At 39.5% G+C, this 19803-nt stretch carries 15 protein-coding genes and 2 tRNA genes; 10 read left to right on the forward strand and 7 right to left on the reverse strand.

Annotated elements, in window-relative coordinates; translation table 11 throughout:
* Positions 1-234: 234 nt before the first annotated feature.
* From CGICJO_RS05255 to CGICJO_RS05280, 6 genes are all read left to right on the forward strand, one after another.
* A complete protein-coding gene (locus CGICJO_RS05255) occupies positions 235-498 on the forward strand; it encodes an HPr family phosphocarrier protein (RefSeq protein ID WP_087376374.1) in 264 nt (87 codons plus the stop codon).
* 85 nt (positions 499-583) lie between these two features.
* Positions 584-2428: an excinuclease ABC subunit UvrC gene (gene uvrC / locus CGICJO_RS05260; protein ID WP_486499894.1), complete on the forward strand. Its 1845-nt coding sequence runs from the start codon at positions 584-586 to the stop codon at positions 2426-2428.
* 102 nt (positions 2429-2530) lie between these two features.
* On the forward strand, positions 2531-3085 hold the full coding sequence (gene rsmD / locus CGICJO_RS05265) for a 16S rRNA (guanine(966)-N(2))-methyltransferase RsmD (protein WP_087376376.1): 555 nt from the start codon (positions 2531-2533) through the stop codon (positions 3083-3085).
* A gap of 34 nt (positions 3086-3119) precedes the next feature.
* Entirely contained in the window at positions 3120-3623 is a 504-nt protein-coding gene (gene coaD / locus CGICJO_RS05270; RefSeq protein WP_087376377.1) for a pantetheine-phosphate adenylyltransferase, read from the forward strand.
* Positions 3613-4074: an ATP synthase subunit B family protein gene (locus CGICJO_RS05275; RefSeq protein ID WP_486499895.1), complete on the forward strand. Its 462-nt coding sequence runs from the start codon at positions 3613-3615 to the stop codon at positions 4072-4074. Before coaD ends, CGICJO_RS05275 begins: the two co-directional genes overlap by 11 nt.
* Before the next feature lie 98 nt (positions 4075-4172).
* Complete coding sequence (locus CGICJO_RS05280) at positions 4173-4658, forward strand: GNAT family N-acetyltransferase (RefSeq protein ID WP_486499896.1); 486 nt, start codon at positions 4173-4175, stop codon at positions 4656-4658.
* Between the two features lie 166 nt (positions 4659-4824).
* On the opposite strand, the gene CGICJO_RS05285 is transcribed toward CGICJO_RS05280, so the two are convergent.
* Together CGICJO_RS05285 and CGICJO_RS05290 are read right to left on the reverse strand one after the other, a co-directional pair.
* The gene (locus CGICJO_RS05285) at positions 4825-5496 is read right to left on the reverse strand and encodes a response regulator transcription factor (protein ID WP_087376380.1); all 672 of its coding nucleotides are present in this window, start codon (positions 5494-5496) and stop codon (positions 4825-4827) included.
* A gap of 353 nt (positions 5497-5849) precedes the next feature.
* The gene (locus tag CGICJO_RS05290; RefSeq protein ID WP_486499897.1) at positions 5850-7097 is read right to left on the reverse strand and encodes a leucine-rich repeat protein; all 1248 of its coding nucleotides are present in this window, start codon (positions 7095-7097) and stop codon (positions 5850-5852) included.
* Positions 7098-7831: 734 nt separating this feature from the next.
* Here CGICJO_RS05290 and CGICJO_RS05295 point away from each other — a divergent pair.
* Entirely contained in the window at positions 7832-12718 is a 4887-nt protein-coding gene (locus CGICJO_RS05295; protein ID WP_486499898.1) for a glycosyl hydrolase family 95 catalytic domain-containing protein, read from the forward strand.
* Positions 12719-12907: 189 nt separating this feature from the next.
* Here the strand turns inward: CGICJO_RS05295 and rny are convergent, their stop codons facing one another.
* Positions 12908-14461, reverse strand: coding sequence for a ribonuclease Y (gene rny / locus CGICJO_RS05300; RefSeq protein ID WP_087376383.1), 1554 nt, complete (start codon positions 14459-14461; stop codon positions 12908-12910).
* 928 nt (positions 14462-15389) lie between these two features.
* On the opposite strand from rny, the gene gap reads away from it, so the two are divergent.
* From gap to CGICJO_RS05315, 3 genes are all read left to right on the forward strand, one after another.
* Entirely contained in the window at positions 15390-16400 is a 1011-nt protein-coding gene (gene gap / locus CGICJO_RS05305) for a type I glyceraldehyde-3-phosphate dehydrogenase (RefSeq protein WP_087376384.1), read from the forward strand.
* Between the two features lie 177 nt (positions 16401-16577).
* Positions 16578-16664 (forward strand) — tRNA-Leu (locus tag CGICJO_RS05310).
* Between the two features lie 5 nt (positions 16665-16669).
* Positions 16670-16745, forward strand: a tRNA-Val gene (locus CGICJO_RS05315).
* Positions 16746-16942: 197 nt separating this feature from the next.
* On the opposite strand, the gene CGICJO_RS05320 is transcribed toward CGICJO_RS05315, so the two are convergent.
* The 4 genes from CGICJO_RS05320 to CGICJO_RS05335 form a co-directional block, all read right to left on the reverse strand.
* Positions 16943-17518 (reverse strand): xanthine phosphoribosyltransferase, encoded by a 576-nt coding sequence (locus tag CGICJO_RS05320; RefSeq protein WP_087376385.1) that lies wholly within the window; start codon positions 17516-17518, stop codon positions 16943-16945.
* Between the two features lie 101 nt (positions 17519-17619).
* Entirely contained in the window at positions 17620-18303 is a 684-nt protein-coding gene (locus tag CGICJO_RS05325) for an ABC-2 transporter permease (protein WP_486499899.1), read from the reverse strand.
* A gap of 24 nt (positions 18304-18327) precedes the next feature.
* On the reverse strand, positions 18328-18957 hold the full coding sequence (locus tag CGICJO_RS05330) for an ABC-2 transporter permease (RefSeq protein ID WP_486499900.1): 630 nt from the start codon (positions 18955-18957) through the stop codon (positions 18328-18330).
* Positions 18958-18962: 5 nt separating this feature from the next.
* Positions 18963-19802: an ABC transporter ATP-binding protein gene (locus CGICJO_RS05335; protein ID WP_486499901.1), complete on the reverse strand. Its 840-nt coding sequence runs from the start codon at positions 19800-19802 to the stop codon at positions 18963-18965.
* Position 19803: the final 1 nt, after the last annotated feature.

A 19803-nucleotide genomic window follows, 5' to 3' on the forward strand; every position in this document is an offset into this window, starting at 1 on the left:
TATCGACAGGGAGAATGTGTAATTTTTCAATAAATGGAAATTAAAAAAATATTTTGGTTGAGTTGCACAAGAAAATCAACAGCGTTTTGTTGCTAATCGTGTATGGGTACGAATTTAACGATAATCTGTTGACCTTGTCAAATAATGCGGTTATAATAGTAATGCTGGAAAATAAAGTTAAAGCATTTAGGATATTTTAACATGAATTTTTAAATTTTCAGGGAGGGTCCTATCATGTATGTTAAGGAAGTTTTAGTACAGAATAAAGCCGGACTTCATGCACGTCCTGCTACATTTTTCATCCAGAAGGCAAATGAATACAAGTCATCTGTATGGGTAGAAAAGGAAGAGAGAAGAGTAAATGCTAAGAGCCTTCTCGGCGTACTTTCTCTTGGAATTATCGGCGGAACAACAATCAAGATCAGCGCTGACGGTTCTGACGAAACAGATGCTGTTGAGGGTCTTGTAGCTCTTGTTGAGTCTGGTTTTGCTGAGTAATCTTATTTTATTGAAGACTTACCGGGACGGAGCATTATCCGTCCCGTTTTTCTTTTTACAGCGTTTTTGAAAGGAAGGTGAGAAGATGAACCCTAAAATGGGAGAACTGAGAAAAAAAGCCATGGGACTGCCGTTACAGCCAGGCGTATATATAATGAAAAACAAAAAGCAGGAGATAATATATATAGGAAAAGCGAAAGCTTTGAAAAACAGAGTTAGCCAGTATTTCGGCTCACAAAACAACCATCCTGAAAAGGTAAGAAGAATGGTTGAAAATGTTTTTGACTTTGACTATATTATCACCGACAGCGAGTTTGAAGCACTTATTCTTGAATGTAGTTTAATCAAGCAGAACAAGCCCCGCTATAACATTCTTTTAAAGGACGACAAGGGATACAGCTATATAAGGGTGACAAATGAGAAATGGCGCAGGCTGTCCTGGGTTTTTCAAAAGGAAAACGACGGCTGTACCTATATAGGCCCATATACGAGCAGTTTCTATGTAAAAAACGCCTTGGACGAAGCAGTAAAGATTTTTAAAATCCCCACATGCAGCAGAAAATTTCCGGAAGATTTCGGCAAAAAGCGACCCTGTCTGAATTTTCATATAAAGCAGTGCAGCGGAGTCTGCACAGGAAAGGTTTCATTGGAGGATTACAACGAAAGCATTGACGAGGCTTTGGAGTTTCTCAAGGGCGGTTCAAACACTTCCTTAAAGCTTCTCACCGAAAGAATGAATACAGCGGCAGAAAATCTTGATTTTGAATTGGCTGCAAAAATCAGGGACAGAATAAAAGCTGTAAAAAACATGAACAACCGCCAAAAGGTTGTGAGTATGAACGTAAAGGAACAGGACGTAATAGGCTTCTGGAGCGACGGAAAAAAGGGATGCTTCGAGGTTTTCAGATTTTCCGACGGCAGGCTTGTTGACAGAGAGCATTTTATAATCGACGACCCAGGCGAGGAAAAAGAGGCGAGAACCGAATTTATAACAAGCTATTACGGCATGAGGGATTTTGTGCCGAAAAATGTTACCCTTGACGGCGAAGCGGAGGACAATGAAATCCTTGAAAAATGGCTTTCGGAAAAAAGAGGAAGCCGTGTTTATATAACAGTTCCTCAAAGGGGAGAACAGGCGCAGCTTGCCCAGATGTGCCGCCAAAATGCGGCGGAGAGAATCGCCCAGATAAAGGGAGCCACAGGCAGAGAGTATTCCGTTTTGGAGGAATTAAGGCAGATACTGGGAATGGATAAAATCCCTCAGTATATCGAATCCTATGATATTTCCAATTTCGGAGGAAGCGAAAATGTGGCCGGAATGGTTGTATTTGAAAATGGCAAGCCATTAAAGTCAGCATACAGGAAATTCACCATAAAAAGCTTTGAGGGACAGGACGACTATGCCTCAATGAGCGAGGTTTTGGAAAGACGTTTTAAAGAATATCTTTCAGACAAAAGCGGAAAAGGCTTCGGCAGACTTCCGGATTTGATATTGCTGGACGGCGGCAAAGGTCAGGTTTCTGCGGTTTTACCGGTGCTTAAAAATCTGGGAATTGACGTGGCTGTTTTCGGAATGGTAAAGGACAGCAAGCACAGAACAAGAGCCATAACCACCGACGGCGAGGAAATTGCCATAGGAAACAACAGGCGTGTTTTTAACTTTGTGTCCTCTGTTCAGGATGAGGTTCATCGCTTTGCAATAAGCTTTATGCACGGAAAAAGAAGCAAAAGAACATTCCACAGTTCCCTTACTGATATCGACGGAATAGGCGAGATGAGAGCAAAAGCCCTTTTAAAGCATTTTAGAACAATTTCCAATATTTCAAAAGCAGATTTGGAAGAGCTTGAAAATGCTCCAAAAATGAATAAAAATGCGGCGGTGTCAGTTTATAATTATTTTCATCGTGACAGCGAGGATGAAAATGTATAAAAAATGAGATTTTTTTAAATAGACAGGAACAAATTGTTGTAATAATTATTTTTATGTGCTATAATAACCCATGTAGTATGCATTGGTATAAAGGAGAAGTATATGCGTGTAATTACCGGAAAGGCGAGAGGCAGACGCCTTGAAACACTTACTGGAGAAGATGTAAGACCTACTGCGGATAGAATTAAGGAGGCTATTTTCTCCGCTTTGCAGTTTGAAATTGAGGGAAGACTGTTTTTGGATTTGTTTGCAGGCAGCGGTCAAATGGGAATTGAAGCCCTCAGCAGAGGAGCTGCAGGCGCAGTTTTTGTGGATGAAAGCAGAGAAAGCGCCGGCGTTGTGAGAAAAAATCTCCAAAGCACCGGACTTATGGAAAATGCTTCTGTTATGAATATGGATTCCATAGGTTTTTTAAAGATGAAATCCGGTAAATTTGATATAGCCTTTCTTGACCCGCCATACAGAACCGGTTTGCTTCAAAAAGCTTTGGAGCTTGTTGTAGGTTCGGTTAAGAAGACAGGAGTTATTGTCTGCGAAAGTCCTCTTGATGAGGAACTGCCGGAGAACTGCGGTGATTTTACCGTGGACAGAACTTACCGTTACGGCAAAATTAAGGTTACCATGTACCGCCACAAGGATATGCTGACAGAGGAGTAATTCTTGCTGACGGGTAGAAAAGAGAGGATATATAATGGGCAAAACAGTGATTTGTCCGGGAAGTTTTGACCCGGTTACTTTGGGACATTTGGATATAATTACAAGAGCTTCAAAACTTTTTGACCACGTTATCGTTGCGGTTCTCACTAATCTGGCTAAAAAGCCAAGCTTCACAATCGAAGAGAGAATAGAACTTTTAAAGAAGGCCACAAAGGGCATCGACAATGTTGAAATTGTAGGATTTACGGGACTGCTTGCCGAGTATGCTAAAGAAAGAAATGCGACGGCTGTTGTAAAGGGTCTTAGGGCCGTTTCTGACTTTGAGTATGAATTTCAACAGTGCCTTATCAATAAAAAATTAAATCCAAATCTGGAAACCGTTTTTCTGACCACAAGTCAGGAGAATATGTATCTCAGCTCCAGCATAGTCAAGCAGGTAGCATCGCTGGGGGGAGATATAAGCACCTTTGTTCCGTCATGCATACATGGCGAAATATTAAAAAGATTATCGCAAGGAGAGATGAAAGATGAAGGTTGATGGATTGATTACTGAACTCAGAGATATTATGGAAACAGCAAAGGGTATGCCTTTTTCCGGCGGTAAAGCTCTTGTGGACACAAATAATGTTCTCGATATCATCGAGGAAATAGAGCAGGAATTTCCACAGGAATTCCGTCAGGCAAAGTCTATTGTTGCTGACAGAAATCAGATAATTGCAGACGCCAAGAGAGAGGCAGAGGAGATTATCAGAGCTGCTGAGGAGCGCAAAAAGGCTATGGTTAATCAGCACGAGATTATCAGACTTGCAAGACAGCAGGCAAACGATATTATTGCGGACGCCAAGGACAAAAACGCAAAGATGAAGGTTGTTACTAACAAGTATGTTGACGACCTGCTCAAGAAGGTTGACGATTCAATCACAGGCTATTACACAGACATCAAGAATGTAAGACAGCAGATTAAATCCATTCAGAAGACCCAGGAATAATTTACAATGAAAGATAATAATAATTCCCGCAAAGGATGTGCGTTTGCGGGAATTTTATTTTATATAATATTCTGAATTGAAAAGAGGATTGTTTGTCCATGAAAGAAAATTTTGTTATAAGACCGGCTAAACGAGAGGAAACCGGAAAAATCCTTGATTTTATAAAGTATATAGCCGAGTATGAAAAAATGCTTGACCAGGTTGTGGCTACAGAAGAGCTTTTAGACGAGTGGATTTTCCAAAAGGGACTTGTTGATGTGCTTTTCGCCGAGGAAAACGGCAAGGTAGTTGGTTTTGCACTGTTTTTCAGCAACTTCTCAACCTTTGTGGGACGTGCAGGACTTTACCTTGAGGATTTGTTTGTAAAGCCTGAACACAGAGGCAAGGGCTACGGAAAAGCATTGCTTAAAAAGCTTGCCCAAATCGCAGTGGAGAGAAAATGCAGGAGAATGGAGTGGTGCTGTCTCGACTGGAATACTCCAAGTATAAATTTCTATAAATCAGTTGGCGCAATTCCAATGGACGAGTGGACTACATATCGTCTTGCAGGTGAAAGCCTTGATAAATTTGCAGCTGAGGAATAAATAAACAAATACTAAATAACGGCAAAGGACATTCGATTATCTCGAATGTCCTTTGTTTTGTGTCCGGATATATAGAACCCCTTTTGTCGATATATATGCAAAGCTATGATACGTGGGAACAGAAGGGTTGAATTGTCTGAAGTAATGTTGTTTTTAAGCGATGATTTCAGTATGCAAGAGTATAGCCTAATCCTCTGATTGCTCTGATTTTTGTCTTAGAATTTAGCTTGCTGAGTTTTTTTCTTAAAAAGGACATATACACTTCCGAATTATTGTATTCTGCCTCGTTATCATATCCCCATATTTTTTCCGTTATTTGTTCTTTTGTTATAATCTTTTCCTTGTTGAGAAGCAGCAATTCCATGAGCTGATACTCTTTGCCGCCAAGTTTAATTTTTTGCCCGTTGCAGCTTATCTCGCCGGTGGCTGTGTTTAAAACAAGATCACCGAAGGAGACAGAGTCGTCAGAGTCAATGGCTGTTCTTGCTCTTATCAACGTGCGAACCCTTTTCAGCAATTCCTTAGGTTCAAAAGGTTTTGTCAGATAGTCGTCTGCGTCAGCGCTGAGTGACTGCTGTTTTTCCTCAAGCTCGGCTTGTGATGCAATCAGGATAATCGGAACATTTATATTTCCTTCCCTCAAATGTATCAGCAGTTCAAGTCCGTTGATTTTTGGAAGGATAGAGTCCAAAATAATTGCGTCATAAATACCGCTTAAAGCGCAGTCCAAACCGTACTCGCCGTCATGTGCGCAATCGGTTAGAAAGTTCTCTTTTTCAAAAGTTTTGACCAGTGCATCTGACAGGCTTTTTTCGTTTTCGATAAGAAGTAATCGCATGATCCCGCCCCATTCCATTTCGTAATATGATTGTAATAAGGTAAGACATAATTGATTGTTACGTCCTGTCTATAGCATTTAAACACGCTATTTTATTTTTAATTATACCATAAAAAATCGAAACAATATTGAAAAAACGTGTAGTTTTATCCTTTTTTTTGCGAAAATCAAAAAAATTCCATTCATTACGTATGCGTATCTCATGTATATTTATTCTTTAGGTTTTTTTTGACTTGATTTCGCTGGAAAATATACAAAAAGGAAAATATAAAATAGGGCTGACTCAACAGAGAATGTCGAATCAGCCCTTGCTTTTACTTTTTATTATAATAATACAGAGGGAAATAATAAAGTTATTTCGCTACTGCCAGCTGTATTGCAGTTACGTCAATCACGTTAAATTCACCGTCACCGTTAAAGTCATAGTTTGCTATGCTGAGAGTGTCATACGCTTCTTTCTTTGTAAGCTTTCTCTGGAGAAGAGTTGCGTCTTCTATGCTCAGAACATTGTCATCGCTGTAATCGCCTAAAGTGATTATGCTTTCTCCGATGAATTTGATATTATTTTCTTTTGCATATCTTTCTGCGTATGAACCCTTAACACCATAAATTGTAAGGTTGGGGCAGTTATCGAAAGCTGTTTCATCGATATATGTTACATTTTCGGGTATGTATATAATGCTGAGGTTTGTACATCCCTGAAATGCGTTGAACTCGATAGATGTTACTGTTTCAGGAATAGTTACATTTGTAAGATTTTCGCAGCACTGGAATGCTGATTTATCAATGGTTTTAATACCTTCGGAAATAATTATTTCTTCAAGATTTGTACAGCCGTCGAAAGTGCAAATTCCGATAATTTCAATATTTGGAGTAACTTCTATTTCAGTTAAATTTTTACACTCGGCAAAAACAGAATTTGTAATACTTTTGGTCTCATCTCTAAGGATTGCGTGTTCAATATCTTTGTCAACAGCTATAAGGTGATTTCCCAAATAGAGCATGTGATTATCCCAGTTGTTCCTGTTGTTGAAATATGCGGTATTTTCAAAAGCTGCATATCCGATTTCAGTTACGCTTTCCGGGATATTTATCACTGCAAGACTCGTGCATCCGCTGAATGTCCAAGGTTCAATTTTCAAAACGCCTTTTGGAATTGTGATTTCTTCCAAAGATTTGCAGTCTGTAAATGCATTGTTTTCTATTACTGTAACGCTCTGCGGTATATTTATTTCTTTAAGATTTTCGCATCCGTAGAAAGCTCCGCTTTTGATTGTTTCAAGGGTATCGGGAAGGGTGACTTCCGTAATATCAGTGTTAGAGAAGAAAGCGTCTTTTCCGATTGCGGTAACAGGCATTTCATCTATTTCAGAAGGAATTGAAACATGACCTTCAGCATTTGTATATCCTGTTATCGTTACAGCTCCGTTTTCAACAGTATATGTAAAATCTTCTCGTGAAGCATATTCAGAAGCGGATGCTAAATCCGGCTGGATATTTTCCTCACCGAAAGCGAATATTGTTCCCGATGCAGTGATAAAAACTGCAAGGCAAACTGCCAAAGCAAAGCGCAAAGGTCTGAATTTGTAATTCTGTTTCATATCTTTCCCTTCTTTCCATCAAAACGTGTTTTATAGTCATATATTATAAAAAGAATTAATAGTTTCTTTCTATATTTGTAGTATAGCATAATTTTAATTGATATGCAATAAAAATTATAATATTGTAATAAATATTTTGCCGTATTACCCACTTGTATCGGAAAAGGTTACAGACAATAATCTAAAGATTACAACATGATACTTAATTGTCAAAAGAGTAACAAAGAAACATTCCTGTAAATATGGTGAAAGTTTTCCATAAATAAGGAGATGAAACTTTTAAATGGAGCAAAAAGCGTTTTCTTAATAAAATTATATTAAGAAAAAAGAAATTTTGTGAATTTATGCTTTATTTAAGGTTTGGCGAAAATTGATAAGAAAAATTGAAAATTGATATACTGTATATTGATTTTGTTGTACAATTATTTTTATGACAAAAACTATATTTTGTTTATATTTTATGAAACGATATAAATATAAAAATAATTATATATATTTAAAATATATTTGATTTTATTGCTTTGTATCTTTTCGCTAATCTAAATGTAATAAAATATTTATCCAACTGGCAATTATGCTTTTTTATTTAATAAGAACAAAATATTATTTTTAATGCTGAACAGCGATTTTTATAAAAAAATCTATTTTTACGAAACTTTATAAAAAGTTTTTTTAAATAAGCCAATTTTATCTATTTGATATATTTAATTTTTTAGAAAAGGAGTGTAAAAGTAGTGAAAATTGGAAATTTAAAATGGAGAAAAATAGCGTCTGCAGCGCTTGCCGGAATGATTCTTTTATCATCGGTACCGGCTTTCTCCGCACAGGAAAAGGAGCCGCTTGTTTCCTCCGTTCAGGAAAACAGCGAATCTGACGCTCTCAGACTCTGGTATACCGCACCATCTTCTAAATGCGGAGCCGGCGGAGAGAAAGACATTTGGCAGCAGTGCACTCTCCCAATCGGAAACGGAGATATCGGTGCAAATGTTTACGGAGAAATTGTAAACGAAAGGCTTACATTTAACGAAAAAACTCTGTGGACAGGCGGCCCAAGTGAAAGCAGACCGGATTATAACGGCGGAAATCTTACTCAAAACGGTCAGAACGGCGAAACAATGAAACAAATTCAGCAGCTTTTCGCAGAGGGAAAAGACGCTGAAGCTTCAAGCCTGTGCAATAAATTGGTTGGCACAAGTGACGGATACGGCTCTTATCAGTCATGGGGCAATATCTATTTCAACCATACAGGACTTAATGAAAACAACATTACAGGTTATGTTCGTGATTTGGATTTGAATAATGCAATCGCAAGTGTTGAATTTGATTCAAACGGAACACACTATACAAGAGAATATTTCATAAGCAACCCGGACAATGTTCTTGTGGCTCATTTCACAGCAGAGGGTTCGGACAAGCTTAATATGGAGATAACTTTCCCATCCAACCAGGGCGGAAAGACAGTGGCAGAGGGCAACAGCCTTTACCTTGCCGGTGAGGTAAGCGACAACCAGCTTAAATATGACTCCGTTCTTAAAGCTGTAACAGAAACAGGAAAGGTTGACGCTTCCGGAGATAAGCTTGTTGTAAGCGGAGCCCAGGAGCTCACTGTATATGTAAGCGCAGATACAGACTATAAAAACGAGTATCCTAAGTACAGAACAGGTGAAACAGCGGAAGAACTCCACGAAAAGGTAAACACTACAGTGGAAAATGCCGCCGCAAAACCACATGAAGAGGTTAAAAACACACATGTTGAGGATTACAGCGACCTTTTCGGAAGGGTTGAGCTTGATTTGGGACAGTCTGTTTCAGACAAAACAACAGACGCACTTTTGAAAGCTTACAACAACGGAACAGCAACTGAAGAAGAGCAAAGACAGCTTGAAGTTATGCTTTTCCAGTATGGACGTTACCTGACAATAGCTTCTTCAAGAGAAAATTCTGAACTTCCATCAAACCTCCAGGGTGTGTGGAATAATGTGAACAATCCTCAGTGGAGTTCAGACTATCATATGAACGTAAACCTTCAGATGAACTACTGGCCTACATATTCCACAAATCTTGCAGAGTGCGCAGACCCCCTTATAAGATACGTGGATTCACTGAGAGAGCCGGGAAGAGTTACAGCCGCTATTTATGCAGGTGTTGTAAGTGAAGAAGGGGAAGAAAACGGTTTTATGGCTCATACCCAGAACACACCATTCGGATGGACTTGTCCCGGATGGGCATTTAGCTGGGGATGGTCACCGGCTGCTGTTCCGTGGATTTTGCAGAACTGCTGGGAGTATTACGAGTACACCGGTGATTATGATTACATGGTAAATAATATCTATCCAATGCTTCGTGAAGAGGCAATGCTCTACAACTCCATGCTTATAAAGGACGAGGACGGAAAATATGTTTCATCACCAACATATTCTCCTGAGCAGGGACCTTACACAGCAGGAAATACATACGAGCAGTCATTGATTTGGCAGCTTTTTGAAGATGCAATAACTGCCGGAAAGCTTGTAGGCGAGGACGAAGAGGTTATCGCCCAGTGGCAGGAAAAGCAGGATAATCTTAAAGGACCTATCGAAATAGGTGACGACGGACAGATTAAAGAATGGTACATAGAAACTTCATTTAATAAGGACGAAAACGGAAACACATTGGGCGAGGGCTACGGTCACAGACATCTTTCCCATATGCTGGGTTTGTTCCCGGGCGACCTTATTACAGAGGATACACCTGAATGGTTCGAGGCTGCAAAGGTTTCCATGAATATGAGAACCGATTCCAGCACAGGCTGGGGTATGGGCCAGAGAATAAACACATGGGCAAGACTTGGCGACGGAAACAGAGCTCATAAGCTTATCACAGACCTGTTTAAATCCGGTATTTACATGAATCTTTGGGATACACATCCTCCTTTCCAGATTGACGGTAACTTCGGTATGACATCAGGTGTTTCTGAGATGCTTGTTCAGAGCAACGCCGGATACATAAATCTTTTGCCGGCTCTTCCTGATGAATGGGCAGACGGCAGCGTAAGCGGTCTTGTTGCAAGAGGCAATTTTGAAATCACAATGAACTGGGAAAACAAGTCAATTCAGACTGCAACTTTGCTTTCAAATAACGGAGGCGAAGCTATAGTACAGGCTGACAGAATTTCCCTTGGAACAGTTAAAGACAGCGACGGCAACTATGTTGATTTTGAAGTATTAAAGGACAACAGAATTTCCTTTGAAACAGAGGCAGGAAAGAGCTACACAATCTCATCAATCCCTGCTGAGGAAGAAAAGGCAGAAGCTCCTGCAAATATCAAGGCATACAAGCTTACAGACGGACAGACAGAAATCCTCTGGGACGCTGTTGACGCAGAAAATGCAGTTTACAATGTATACAGACAGATTAACGACGGCGAATGGTACCTTATCGGAACAGATATCTCCGATTTGAGCTTTAAGGATACTGACGCTTACGATGTTTTGGGAACCTTGTCCTATAAGGTTTCTGCCGTTATAGACGGTGAGGAAACAAAACTCAGCGATGCAGTTTCTGTTATGGACATGAGAAACATGGCAGGAATGATGGACGACCAGGATTCCAGAATAGTTTACAGCGGAAACTGGGGCAACTGGACAGGGGACGCCGACAACTACAAGGGAACAATCAAATTCCTTGAAACACCGAATGGCAGTGAAACAATTTCCCTTACCTTCTGCGGTACAGGTATTGAGGTTCTCACCTGCAAAAACCACGACAGAGGAACAATGAAGGTTGATATCGACGGAGTTGACATGGGAACAGTCGATACATATTCTCCTACAACACAAAGACAGGTTAAAATATTCTCTAAGGATGACTTGGAGTACGGAATACACACAATCACACTTACAGCTACAGGCGAACATTCAGCTCAGAGTTCAAAGGCAAAGCTTGAGTTTGACGGATTTAATGTACTTGACAATTCAGTGGTCTATCCTGAATCACTGAAGGTTGTGTCATCAAACGGTATGACTACAGTTTCCAAGGCTGATACACAGCTTCAGATGAAGGCTTACAGTATGCCTGAGGGAACAGAAAACACAGGCGTTGTATGGTCTGTTGAAACAAAGAGCGGAAACACAACTGCAAAGATAGACGAAAACGGACTTTTGACACTTGACGGTGAAAACGGCGTTGTAACAGTCAAGGCGGCTATGAAGAACAACGGTAATATAGCCGGAACTGTAGATATAACAGTTGCAATTCCAACAGAGAATGATAACTATGAAATAGTAGAGGATTCCGTAAATAAGAAAAATCCGAACCCTGCTATTACTTGGAACGGTTCATGGTCAACATGGGCAGGCGAACCCACAAGACACCATGGCGGCACAAAGACAGACGGTTCAAGAGCCGGCAGTTCATTTAGCTACACCTTTACAGGAACAGGAATAGAGCTGTATGCTCAGAAGAACCTGAAATACGGCAAGTACACAGTTGTTCTTGACGGTGAGGACGCAGGAGAAGCAAGCCTTGTAGGTACTGTTCAGGGCGGCGAAGACCAGCAGCTTGTTTATTCAAAGCTTGGCTTGGAAAATAAAGAGCACACAATCACATTTACAGTTGCCGCAGTTGACGGAAATACAACCGTAAATATGGACTATTTCAAGGTTTACAAACCATCTGAAGAGATTGTTGATAAATCACAGCTTCAGGAAGCAATAGAAAAGTACGGCGACAGAACAGAAGCCGAGTACACACAGGAAGCATGGGCTCCTTTTGAGGCTGCAATGAAAGCTGCTGTAGAGGGAATGAACAGCAGTGAAACAACAGCAGAGCAGGTACAGACACTTGCCGACAATCTGAACAAAGCAGGCGAAGAGCTTGACAAGCAGGAAATTGTAGCCCCTGAATTTGCAGAGGACGCAAAGGCTGTAGTTTCAGGAATAGAGTCCGACAAGGTTACTCTTATCTGGGATAAAGCCGAATGTGCAGTGTCCTATAAGGTTGTTGTAAAGGACAACGAGGGCGCAGAGGTTAAGACAGCTGAGACAGAGAATAGCTATTTGCAGATAAATGAGCTTAACCCGAATACAGAATATGTATTTGAAGTTTACGGAGTAAACAGAAACGGAAAAGCTTCCGAAACTCCGTTGACCGTAAAGGGAACAACAGCGGCTCCAATCGACAACGAAGCTCCTGCACAGGTTACAGGACTTGCTGTTACTGAAATTTCCGGAGCAAATCAGGCTAAAATAACCTGGGAGAAATCCACAGACCCACAGGGCAGCGTGATTACTTATGAAGTTTATATCAACGGTATTAAGACTGCTGAAACCCAGGAAACAGAGTTTATTTTTGACGTAATCGATGGCACATCCTACAGCATAAGAATAGTTGCCGTTGACGAGGCAGGAAACAAATCTCTGCCGGCAGTTTATAACTATGCTACCGGTTCACAGTCCGTAAAAGGCGACGTAAATAAGGACGGAAAAGCGGATGTAGAGGACGTTACCTTAATTCAGAAATTTATAGTTAAAATTGATTTAGGAGAAACTATATTTGATGAAAAGGTTGCAGATGTAAACGGTGACGGCGTAATCACAGTAACCGACGCAACAGAAATACAGATAATGCTTGGCCGCAGTTAATGTTTGTAAAAGTATAAATAAGATTTAACGGTCATAAAATTGGCTGTCAGCAAAGACGTTATAAACCTCTGCTGACAGCCTTTTTAATTAGACAATTCTATAAGACAAAATAAAAAGAGCTGATTTAAAACCAATAATTTTAAATCAGCTCTGTATTTTCTCAGTCGAAAATGTATTTTTAGAACAAGATTATTTTGCGTAATCTATAGCTCTGGATTCTCTGATGATGTTTACTTTAATCTGACCCGGATATTCCAAATCGGATTCAATTTTCTTACAGATTTCTCTTGCCAGAGGAATCATACCCTCATCTTTAACAACCTCAGGTTTAATCATTATTCTGATCTCTCTGCCCGCCTGGATTGCGAAACATCTTTCAACTCCGTTAAATGAAGAAGCAACCTCTTCAAGCTTCTGAAGTCTCTTGATGTAGTTTTCAAGATTTTCACGTCTTGCGCCAGGTCTTGCAGCAGATATTGCGTCTGCCGCCTGTACTATGCAGGCAACAACTGTTTTTGCCTCAACGTCGCCGTGATGAGCCTGAATGGCATGGATAACAGCGTCGTTTTCTCTGTATTTTCTTGCAACTTCAACACCAAGTTCGATATGGCTTCCCTCGTGCTCGTGGTCAAGAGCCTTACCGATATCGTGAAGAAGTCCCGCTCTTTTTGCAACAGTAGGATCAAGTCCAAGCTCTGTGGCTATAAGTCCGCACAGATAAGCAACCTCTATTGAATGGTTTAAAACATTCTGACCGTAGCTTGTTCTGTAGCGAAGTCTTCCCAAAAGCTTTATAAGCTCAGGGTGAATTCCGTTTACACCAACTTCGATGACAGCTCTTTCACCGTCCTGCTTAATGGCAAGCTCAACTTCACGTCTTGCTTTTTCCACTGTCTCTTCGATTCTTGCAGGATGTATTCTTCCGTCGGAAATAAGTTTTTCAAGGGCAACTCTCGCAATTTCTCGTCTTACAGGCTCGAAGCAGGAAAGTGCGATTGCCTCAGGTGTGTCATCAATAATAAGGTCTACGCCTGTAAGGGTTTCGATTGTCCTTATGTTTCTGCCTTCTCTTCCGATGATTCTTCCCTTCATTTCATCGTTGGGGAGAGGTACAACGGAAACAGTGGCTTCTGCAACCTGGTCAGCAGCCAATCTCTGGATTGCGAGTGTGATAATGTTTCTCGCCTTTGCGTCGGCTTCTTCTTTCAGCCTCTGCTCATACTCCATAATCTTGGTGGCTTTCTCATGGGTAAGCTCGGAATCAAGCTGTGAAAGCAGATAGCTTTTTGCCTGCTCTGCTGTGTATCCTGAAATTCTCTCAAGCATTTCAAACTGGCTGCTCTTAATCTTCTCGATTTCCTCCAGCTTTGCATCTGCATCCTTGAGTTTTTTGGATACCTTTTCTTCCTTAGCTTCCAAGTTGTCCAGTTTCTTGTCGAGGGTTTCCTCTTTTTGCTGTATGCGTCGTTCCTGTCGCTGAACTTCCTTGCGGCGGTCAGCAATCTCTTTTTCATTTTCACTGCGCAGACGATGAAGCTCATCCTTTCCCTCAAGAACAGCTTCTTTCTTCTTAGCTTCTGCGGTCTTTATCGCTTCGGAAACAATTCTCTTTGCTTCCTGTTCGGCACTGCCAATTTCTGCTTCTGCAATCTTTTTTCTTCTCTGTATACCAAGGTAAATACCTGCGGATATACCTATAAGAAGAGCTGCGACTGCAATCACAATGGCTAACCAAAACGGCATAGAATGGACACCTCCTTGATAAGTTTTGTTCAATTTTCAAGTTTCGAATAAAATATAATTTAAGAATAATTAAAAGCAATCAAGCTCAAGTACTTTTGGGATAACAAAAAATAAATAAAAAACGTCAGAATTTGGAAATGTCCGAAATAGAAAAGAAAACAACACATATACACAAATGTACGGATAGTCATTGCAAGTTATCCCAAATGAGTAATAGTATTGTTCTTAATCCAAAACATATTCTTTTTTTAAAAATATTTTTTATATGTATATCAGTCTGCCTCAAAAGGCGAGATTTATATCAATAAAATATCCTAAAAATCAATATTCACAGGAATAAAATTTCCTATAACAGCCATTCTCCTATTTGAAAATAACGACATTCAATTTATTTATTTTCTTTATTCGCAAATAAAAACGCCGATACAGACGCTTTTCAGTACAAGACAATATTGATTGACCTAAAAGGAAAAGAGTTTTAAAAATAATACAATTTGTATTGTTAAAAATAATATGCAAAAAAGCATTTACAACCAATACATACTGTACTTGCTCGTATTCCTCACCATATATAGTAATATATTTTGTGTACATTGTCAAGATAAAACCTTGTAAATAAGTCACATTTTATTTAAAGTAAGGTTTAAACGGACTTGATATTAAATTTTTAAAGTACGAAAGGTAAAAATTTTATGTGATAAAAATGGGGAAATGGTCAAAACTAAAATATGCGTAAAAATAAATCGTAAAAATCATTGATTTGAACAAATATAATAATTTTTAATAACCGTTTTTGTCGCTTAAAGGGATTTTATTAAAAATATGTAAAATTTAAAAATTTTTTTCTTTATTTTCGTATAAGCTCTTGAAATTTTACGCTAAATGTAATATTATATAAGTACCATATTTTGTATTGGAGGAATTAAAAATGGCAATTAAAGTTGGTATTAATGGTTTTGGCCGTATCGGCCGTCTTGCTTTCAGACAGATGTTCGGCGCTGAAGGATATGAAGTAGTTGCTATCAACGATTTGACAGATGCAAAAATGCTTGCACACCTCTTGAAGTACGATTCAGCTCAGGGCCGTTATGCTCTCGCTGATAAGGTTGAAGCTAAAGAGAATTCAATCGTTGTAGACGGCAAAGAGATCACAATCTATGCTGAGAAAGACGCTAACAATCTTCCTTGGGGAGAGCTTGGCATCGACGTAGTTCTCGAGTGCACAGGTTTCTACTGCTCAAAGGATAAGGCTCAGGCTCACATCAACGCTGGTGCTAAGAAGGTTGTTATTTCTGCTCCTGCTGGTAAGGACCTTAAGACAATCGTTTACGGCGTTAACGAGAAGACTCTCACAGCAGACGATACAATCATTTCTGCTGCTTCCTGCACAACAAACTGCCTCGCTCCTATGGCTAAGGCTTTGAATGATTATGCTCCTATCAAGAGCGGTATCATGGCTACAATCCACGCTTACACAGGCGATCAGATGATCCTCGACGGTCCTCACAGAAAGGGTGACCTCAGAAGAGCTCGTGCTGGTGCAGTTAACATCGTTCCTAACTCAACTGGTGCTGCTAAGGCTATCGGCCTTGTTATCCCAGAGCTCAACGGCAAGCTCATCGGCGCTGCTCAGCGTGTTCCTGTTCCAACAGGTTCTACAACAATCCTCACAGCTGTTGTTGAGGGTACAGTTACTGTTGATGGCATCAACGAGGCTATGAAGGCTGCTCAGTCTGAGAGCTTTGGCTACAACACAGACCTCATCGTTTCTTCTGATATCGTTGGTATGAGATACGGCTCATTGTTCGATGCAACTCAGACAATGGTTACAAATCTTGACAACGGCACATCTCAGGTTCAGGTAGTTTCTTGGTACGACAACGAGAACAGCTACACAAGCCAGATGGTTAGAACAATCAAATATTTCGCAGAACTCTAATTAAATATTTGAATTCCTTTTAATACCCACGTGGGCGGGAAAACGGGAGTTTTCCTGCCCATGTTTTTTTAATCGTATTTTTTCAAATTTTTTTGAAAAAGTTGAAAAAACTATTGACAAACAGGTGTGACTTTGCTATAATAATCAAGCACGGTAACGGAAACGACCCTGTGATATGCGGATATGGCGGAATTGGCAGACGCGTATGGTTCAGGTCCATATGAATGCAAGTTCATGCAGGTTCAAGTCCTGTTATCCGCACCAATTATGGGAGCATAGCTCAGCTGGGAGAGCATCTGCCTTACAAGCAGAGGGTCATAGGTTCGAGCCCTATTGTTCCCACCAAGAGAGAGTACATTTTGTATTCTCTCTTTTTTTGTTTTAATTAAACATTATGGATAAGTGATAAAGGTTTTCATTTGCCCATATTAGTCCTTGAAAAAGTTAAAGAACTGTTTTGCTTATTCTGTATTTTATACAGAGTATTTAAAGCTCAATTAAAAAATTAACCCCGCTGTGACTTTTCAGCGGGGTTTTTGTAATTATAAGAATGTTACGCCGTTTTCAGGGTCGGCGGATTTTATTATTGCAAGTGACTCAAGGCGCACTCCCATTTCTCTGAGGATTTTTCCTCCGTCCTGGAAACCTTTTTCAATCACAATTCCACAGCCGGCAAGCTTTGCGCCTGACTGTTTTACTATGTCAATAAGTCCCAGCAAAGCCTGTCCTTTTGCCAGAAAATCGTCGATTATGAGAACATTGTCCTCGGGGCTGAGATATTTTTTTGATACCTGAACGTCATAGGTAATTCCTTTGGTGAATGAGTGAACCTTGGATTTGTAAAGTTCTCCGTCAAGATTTTTTGACTGGGTTTTCTTTGCAAAGATAACAGGAACATATCCGAAGTGACCGGAGGTCAATGCGGCAATTCCGATGCCTGAAGCTTCGATGGTGAGAATCTTTGTAATTTTCTCGTCTGCAAATCTTTTTGCAAATTCCTCTCCAATTTGATTGAGAAGCTGTATATCCATTTGATGATTTAAAAAGCTGTCAACCTTTATAATGTTTCCGGCTTTTATGTGTCCGTCCTTTAAAATTCGCTGTTTCAAAATTTCCATAAGACATGTAACCCCCAGAAGTGAATATACACTATATTTTATCACATCTCGACGGGAAATACAATTATTTTTATTTGTTTATGAAATTTTATCTGAAAGATTTAATAGTCTTTATTTTTAAATATTTTCAAAGAACACCAGTAGGATATAAATAATGACAGATAACCAAGTATACTGCATATCCAGAATATTGTAATTAAAGTATTTGTATCCATATATACCCCGTAATAATTGACATAGCGGTAAGCGCTGCCTCCTTCATCATAGTAAATATAATTGTGCGCCTGTGAAATACAGGCATAATATATAGGAAAGACCACGCACAGAAAGGCGAACAATGAAATAAAAATTCCTTTTAAAGGGCTTGATGAGTAAGCGCAGGGGATAAATACAGCTACGGTTATGCAGATAAAAAGAATGGCAGAAGATGAAAAGAGAATTAAATCAAAATATGCGGCAGTATTTGACTCGAGAATAACTCGGATACTTCCAAAGAAAAGCATGGTGATTTGTATCAATACGATTAAACCTGTTGATATAATGAATTTTTCTCCCACGATTTCTTTTTCTGATAAAGGAAGGGACTTTACATATTTATTCCAGCCTGAGTTATACTCGTTTGAAAAAAGTCCGTAGATTGCAATTGTGGGCAGCCAAAATAATATAATAAGATTTTTCATGGCGTCACTGCTTAAAGGAGCTGTCAAAACTAAAGCGTCAATAAATAAAAGTACAGATACAGGCAAGGCGATATATTTTAAATCTTTTATCAACAAAGCTTTCATAAAAATTCCCCTTTCCTAAAAATTTTAAAAATCACGTTTTTCAAATAAATGGCAGGTTACAAGATAGGATATGAACATGATTGCGATGCTCATTATAAATACTGAAATATAAAATGCCATGGGGTAGCCTTGGTAGGGAACAGCCGCAGGATTTAAAATTTTTGCCTGCAATGTAAACATGAGATAAATAACTGCAAATAACAAGAAGAACATAGCCGCAGCACTTTTAATTCCCATACCTATGGCGGCAGGCAGTGATATTGAAAGGGATACCACCGCCGTAAGGTAAGCAATCATAGCAACAGCGATAATTGCTGACGGTTCAGTGTTTGAACCAGATGCCATAGAACCGGCAAATCCCCATGATACAAGGAATATACCTGTAAACAAAGCTATACACAGGGCGAGAGTGTATTTTGCACGTACAATGTCTTTTCTTTTGATTGGCAGAGCTAATGAGAAGCTGCTCCAGCCTGAGGAGTTGTCTTTGTCTATTATATTTATAAAAGGTAACAAAGCTAAGAGAACGAGAAATATTAAAAGGTCATATCTTTGTTCTATATGTACCGTTGAAAAAATAATAAATGTTAAGAGTAAAAATGAAAATATGCCGGGCAATATGGCTTTAAATTCTTTTTTCAAAATGCTGTTCACGGAAATCACTCCTTTATCATATGAATAAGCACGTCTTCCAAGGTTGTTTTCTCTGTTTCTAAGTCAATACCGTTTAACTTGCTTTTGTCCAAAATAAGCTTCAAGCTGTAGTTTGTGTTTTCCACGCTGATTACGGCTTCTTTTGGTATATCGTTGTACTGTTCCGTTGTGCAGTTGCAGAGAACGTATTTTTCAAGAATTTCGTCCTTTTCTTCAATAAACTGTATCTGTCCGTTGTCTATAAGGCAGATGTAGTCGCAGAGTTTTTCCAAGTCGCTTACAATATGTGAGCTTATAAGCACAGAGCAATCCTCTTCACGGGTAAATTCAAAGAGTATATTTACAATTTCGTCACGGGCTACAGGGTCAAGACCTGTTGTGGGTTCGTCCATGATAAGGAGCTTTGCGCCGTGGCAGATGGCTGTCATTATGGAAAGCTTTGCTTTCATTCCCTTTGAAAATTCCTTTATCTTTTGGTCAAGGGAAAGATGAAACTTTTTGGCATATTCAAGGAAAAGAGGTTCGTTCCACTCTCTGTAAATACCGCCCATAAGCTTGTTTATTTTTATCAGTGTGTAGTTTTCATCAAATATTCCGCTGTCGGGAACATAGCCTATGTATTGTTTTGTGTATTTAAAATGCTTTCTGTTGTCACAGCCTAAAACGGTAATAGTGCCGCTGTCGGCTTTTGCTATGCCCAAAATCAGCTTTATAAGGGTGGTTTTACCGGCTCCGTTTTTTCCAACCAGTCCCATGATGCAGCCTGTGGGCAGGTTAAGATTTATGTCCTTCATTGAAAACTGTCCCAAAGTTTTGTTTACGTCTTTGATTTCTATAGCGTTCATA

Source organism: Candidatus Limousia pullorum (genome assembly GCF_057405065.1).

Excerpts from the sequence above, each read along its gene's own strand:
- CGICJO_RS05255 (WP_087376374.1), top strand. The coding sequence starts at position 235 with ATGTATGTTAAGGAAGTTTTAGTACAGAATAAAGCCGGACTTCATGCA.
- uvrC (WP_486499894.1), top strand. The coding sequence starts at position 584 with ATGAACCCTAAAATGGGAGAACTGAGAAAAAAAGCCATGGGACTGCCG.
- rsmD (WP_087376376.1), top strand. The coding sequence starts at position 2,531 with ATGCGTGTAATTACCGGAAAGGCGAGAGGCAGACGCCTTGAAACACTT.
- coaD (WP_087376377.1), top strand. The coding sequence starts at position 3,120 with ATGGGCAAAACAGTGATTTGTCCGGGAAGTTTTGACCCGGTTACTTTG.
- CGICJO_RS05275 (WP_486499895.1), top strand. The coding sequence starts at position 3,613 with ATGAAGGTTGATGGATTGATTACTGAACTCAGAGATATTATGGAAACA.
- CGICJO_RS05280 (WP_486499896.1), top strand. The coding sequence starts at position 4,173 with ATGAAAGAAAATTTTGTTATAAGACCGGCTAAACGAGAGGAAACCGGA.
- CGICJO_RS05285 (WP_087376380.1), bottom strand. The coding sequence starts at position 5,496 with ATGCGATTACTTCTTATCGAAAACGAAAAAAGCCTGTCAGATGCACTG.
- CGICJO_RS05290 (WP_486499897.1), bottom strand. The coding sequence starts at position 7,097 with ATGAAACAGAATTACAAATTCAGACCTTTGCGCTTTGCTTTGGCAGTT.
- rny (WP_087376383.1), bottom strand. The coding sequence starts at position 14,461 with ATGCCGTTTTGGTTAGCCATTGTGATTGCAGTCGCAGCTCTTCTTATA.
- gap (WP_087376384.1), top strand. The coding sequence starts at position 15,390 with ATGGCAATTAAAGTTGGTATTAATGGTTTTGGCCGTATCGGCCGTCTT.
- CGICJO_RS05320 (WP_087376385.1), bottom strand. The coding sequence starts at position 17,518 with ATGGAAATTTTGAAACAGCGAATTTTAAAGGACGGACACATAAAAGCC.
- CGICJO_RS05325 (WP_486499899.1), bottom strand. The coding sequence starts at position 18,303 with ATGAAAGCTTTGTTGATAAAAGATTTAAAATATATCGCCTTGCCTGTA.
- CGICJO_RS05335 (WP_486499901.1), bottom strand. The coding sequence starts at position 19,802 with ATGAACGCTATAGAAATCAAAGACGTAAACAAAACTTTGGGACAGTTT.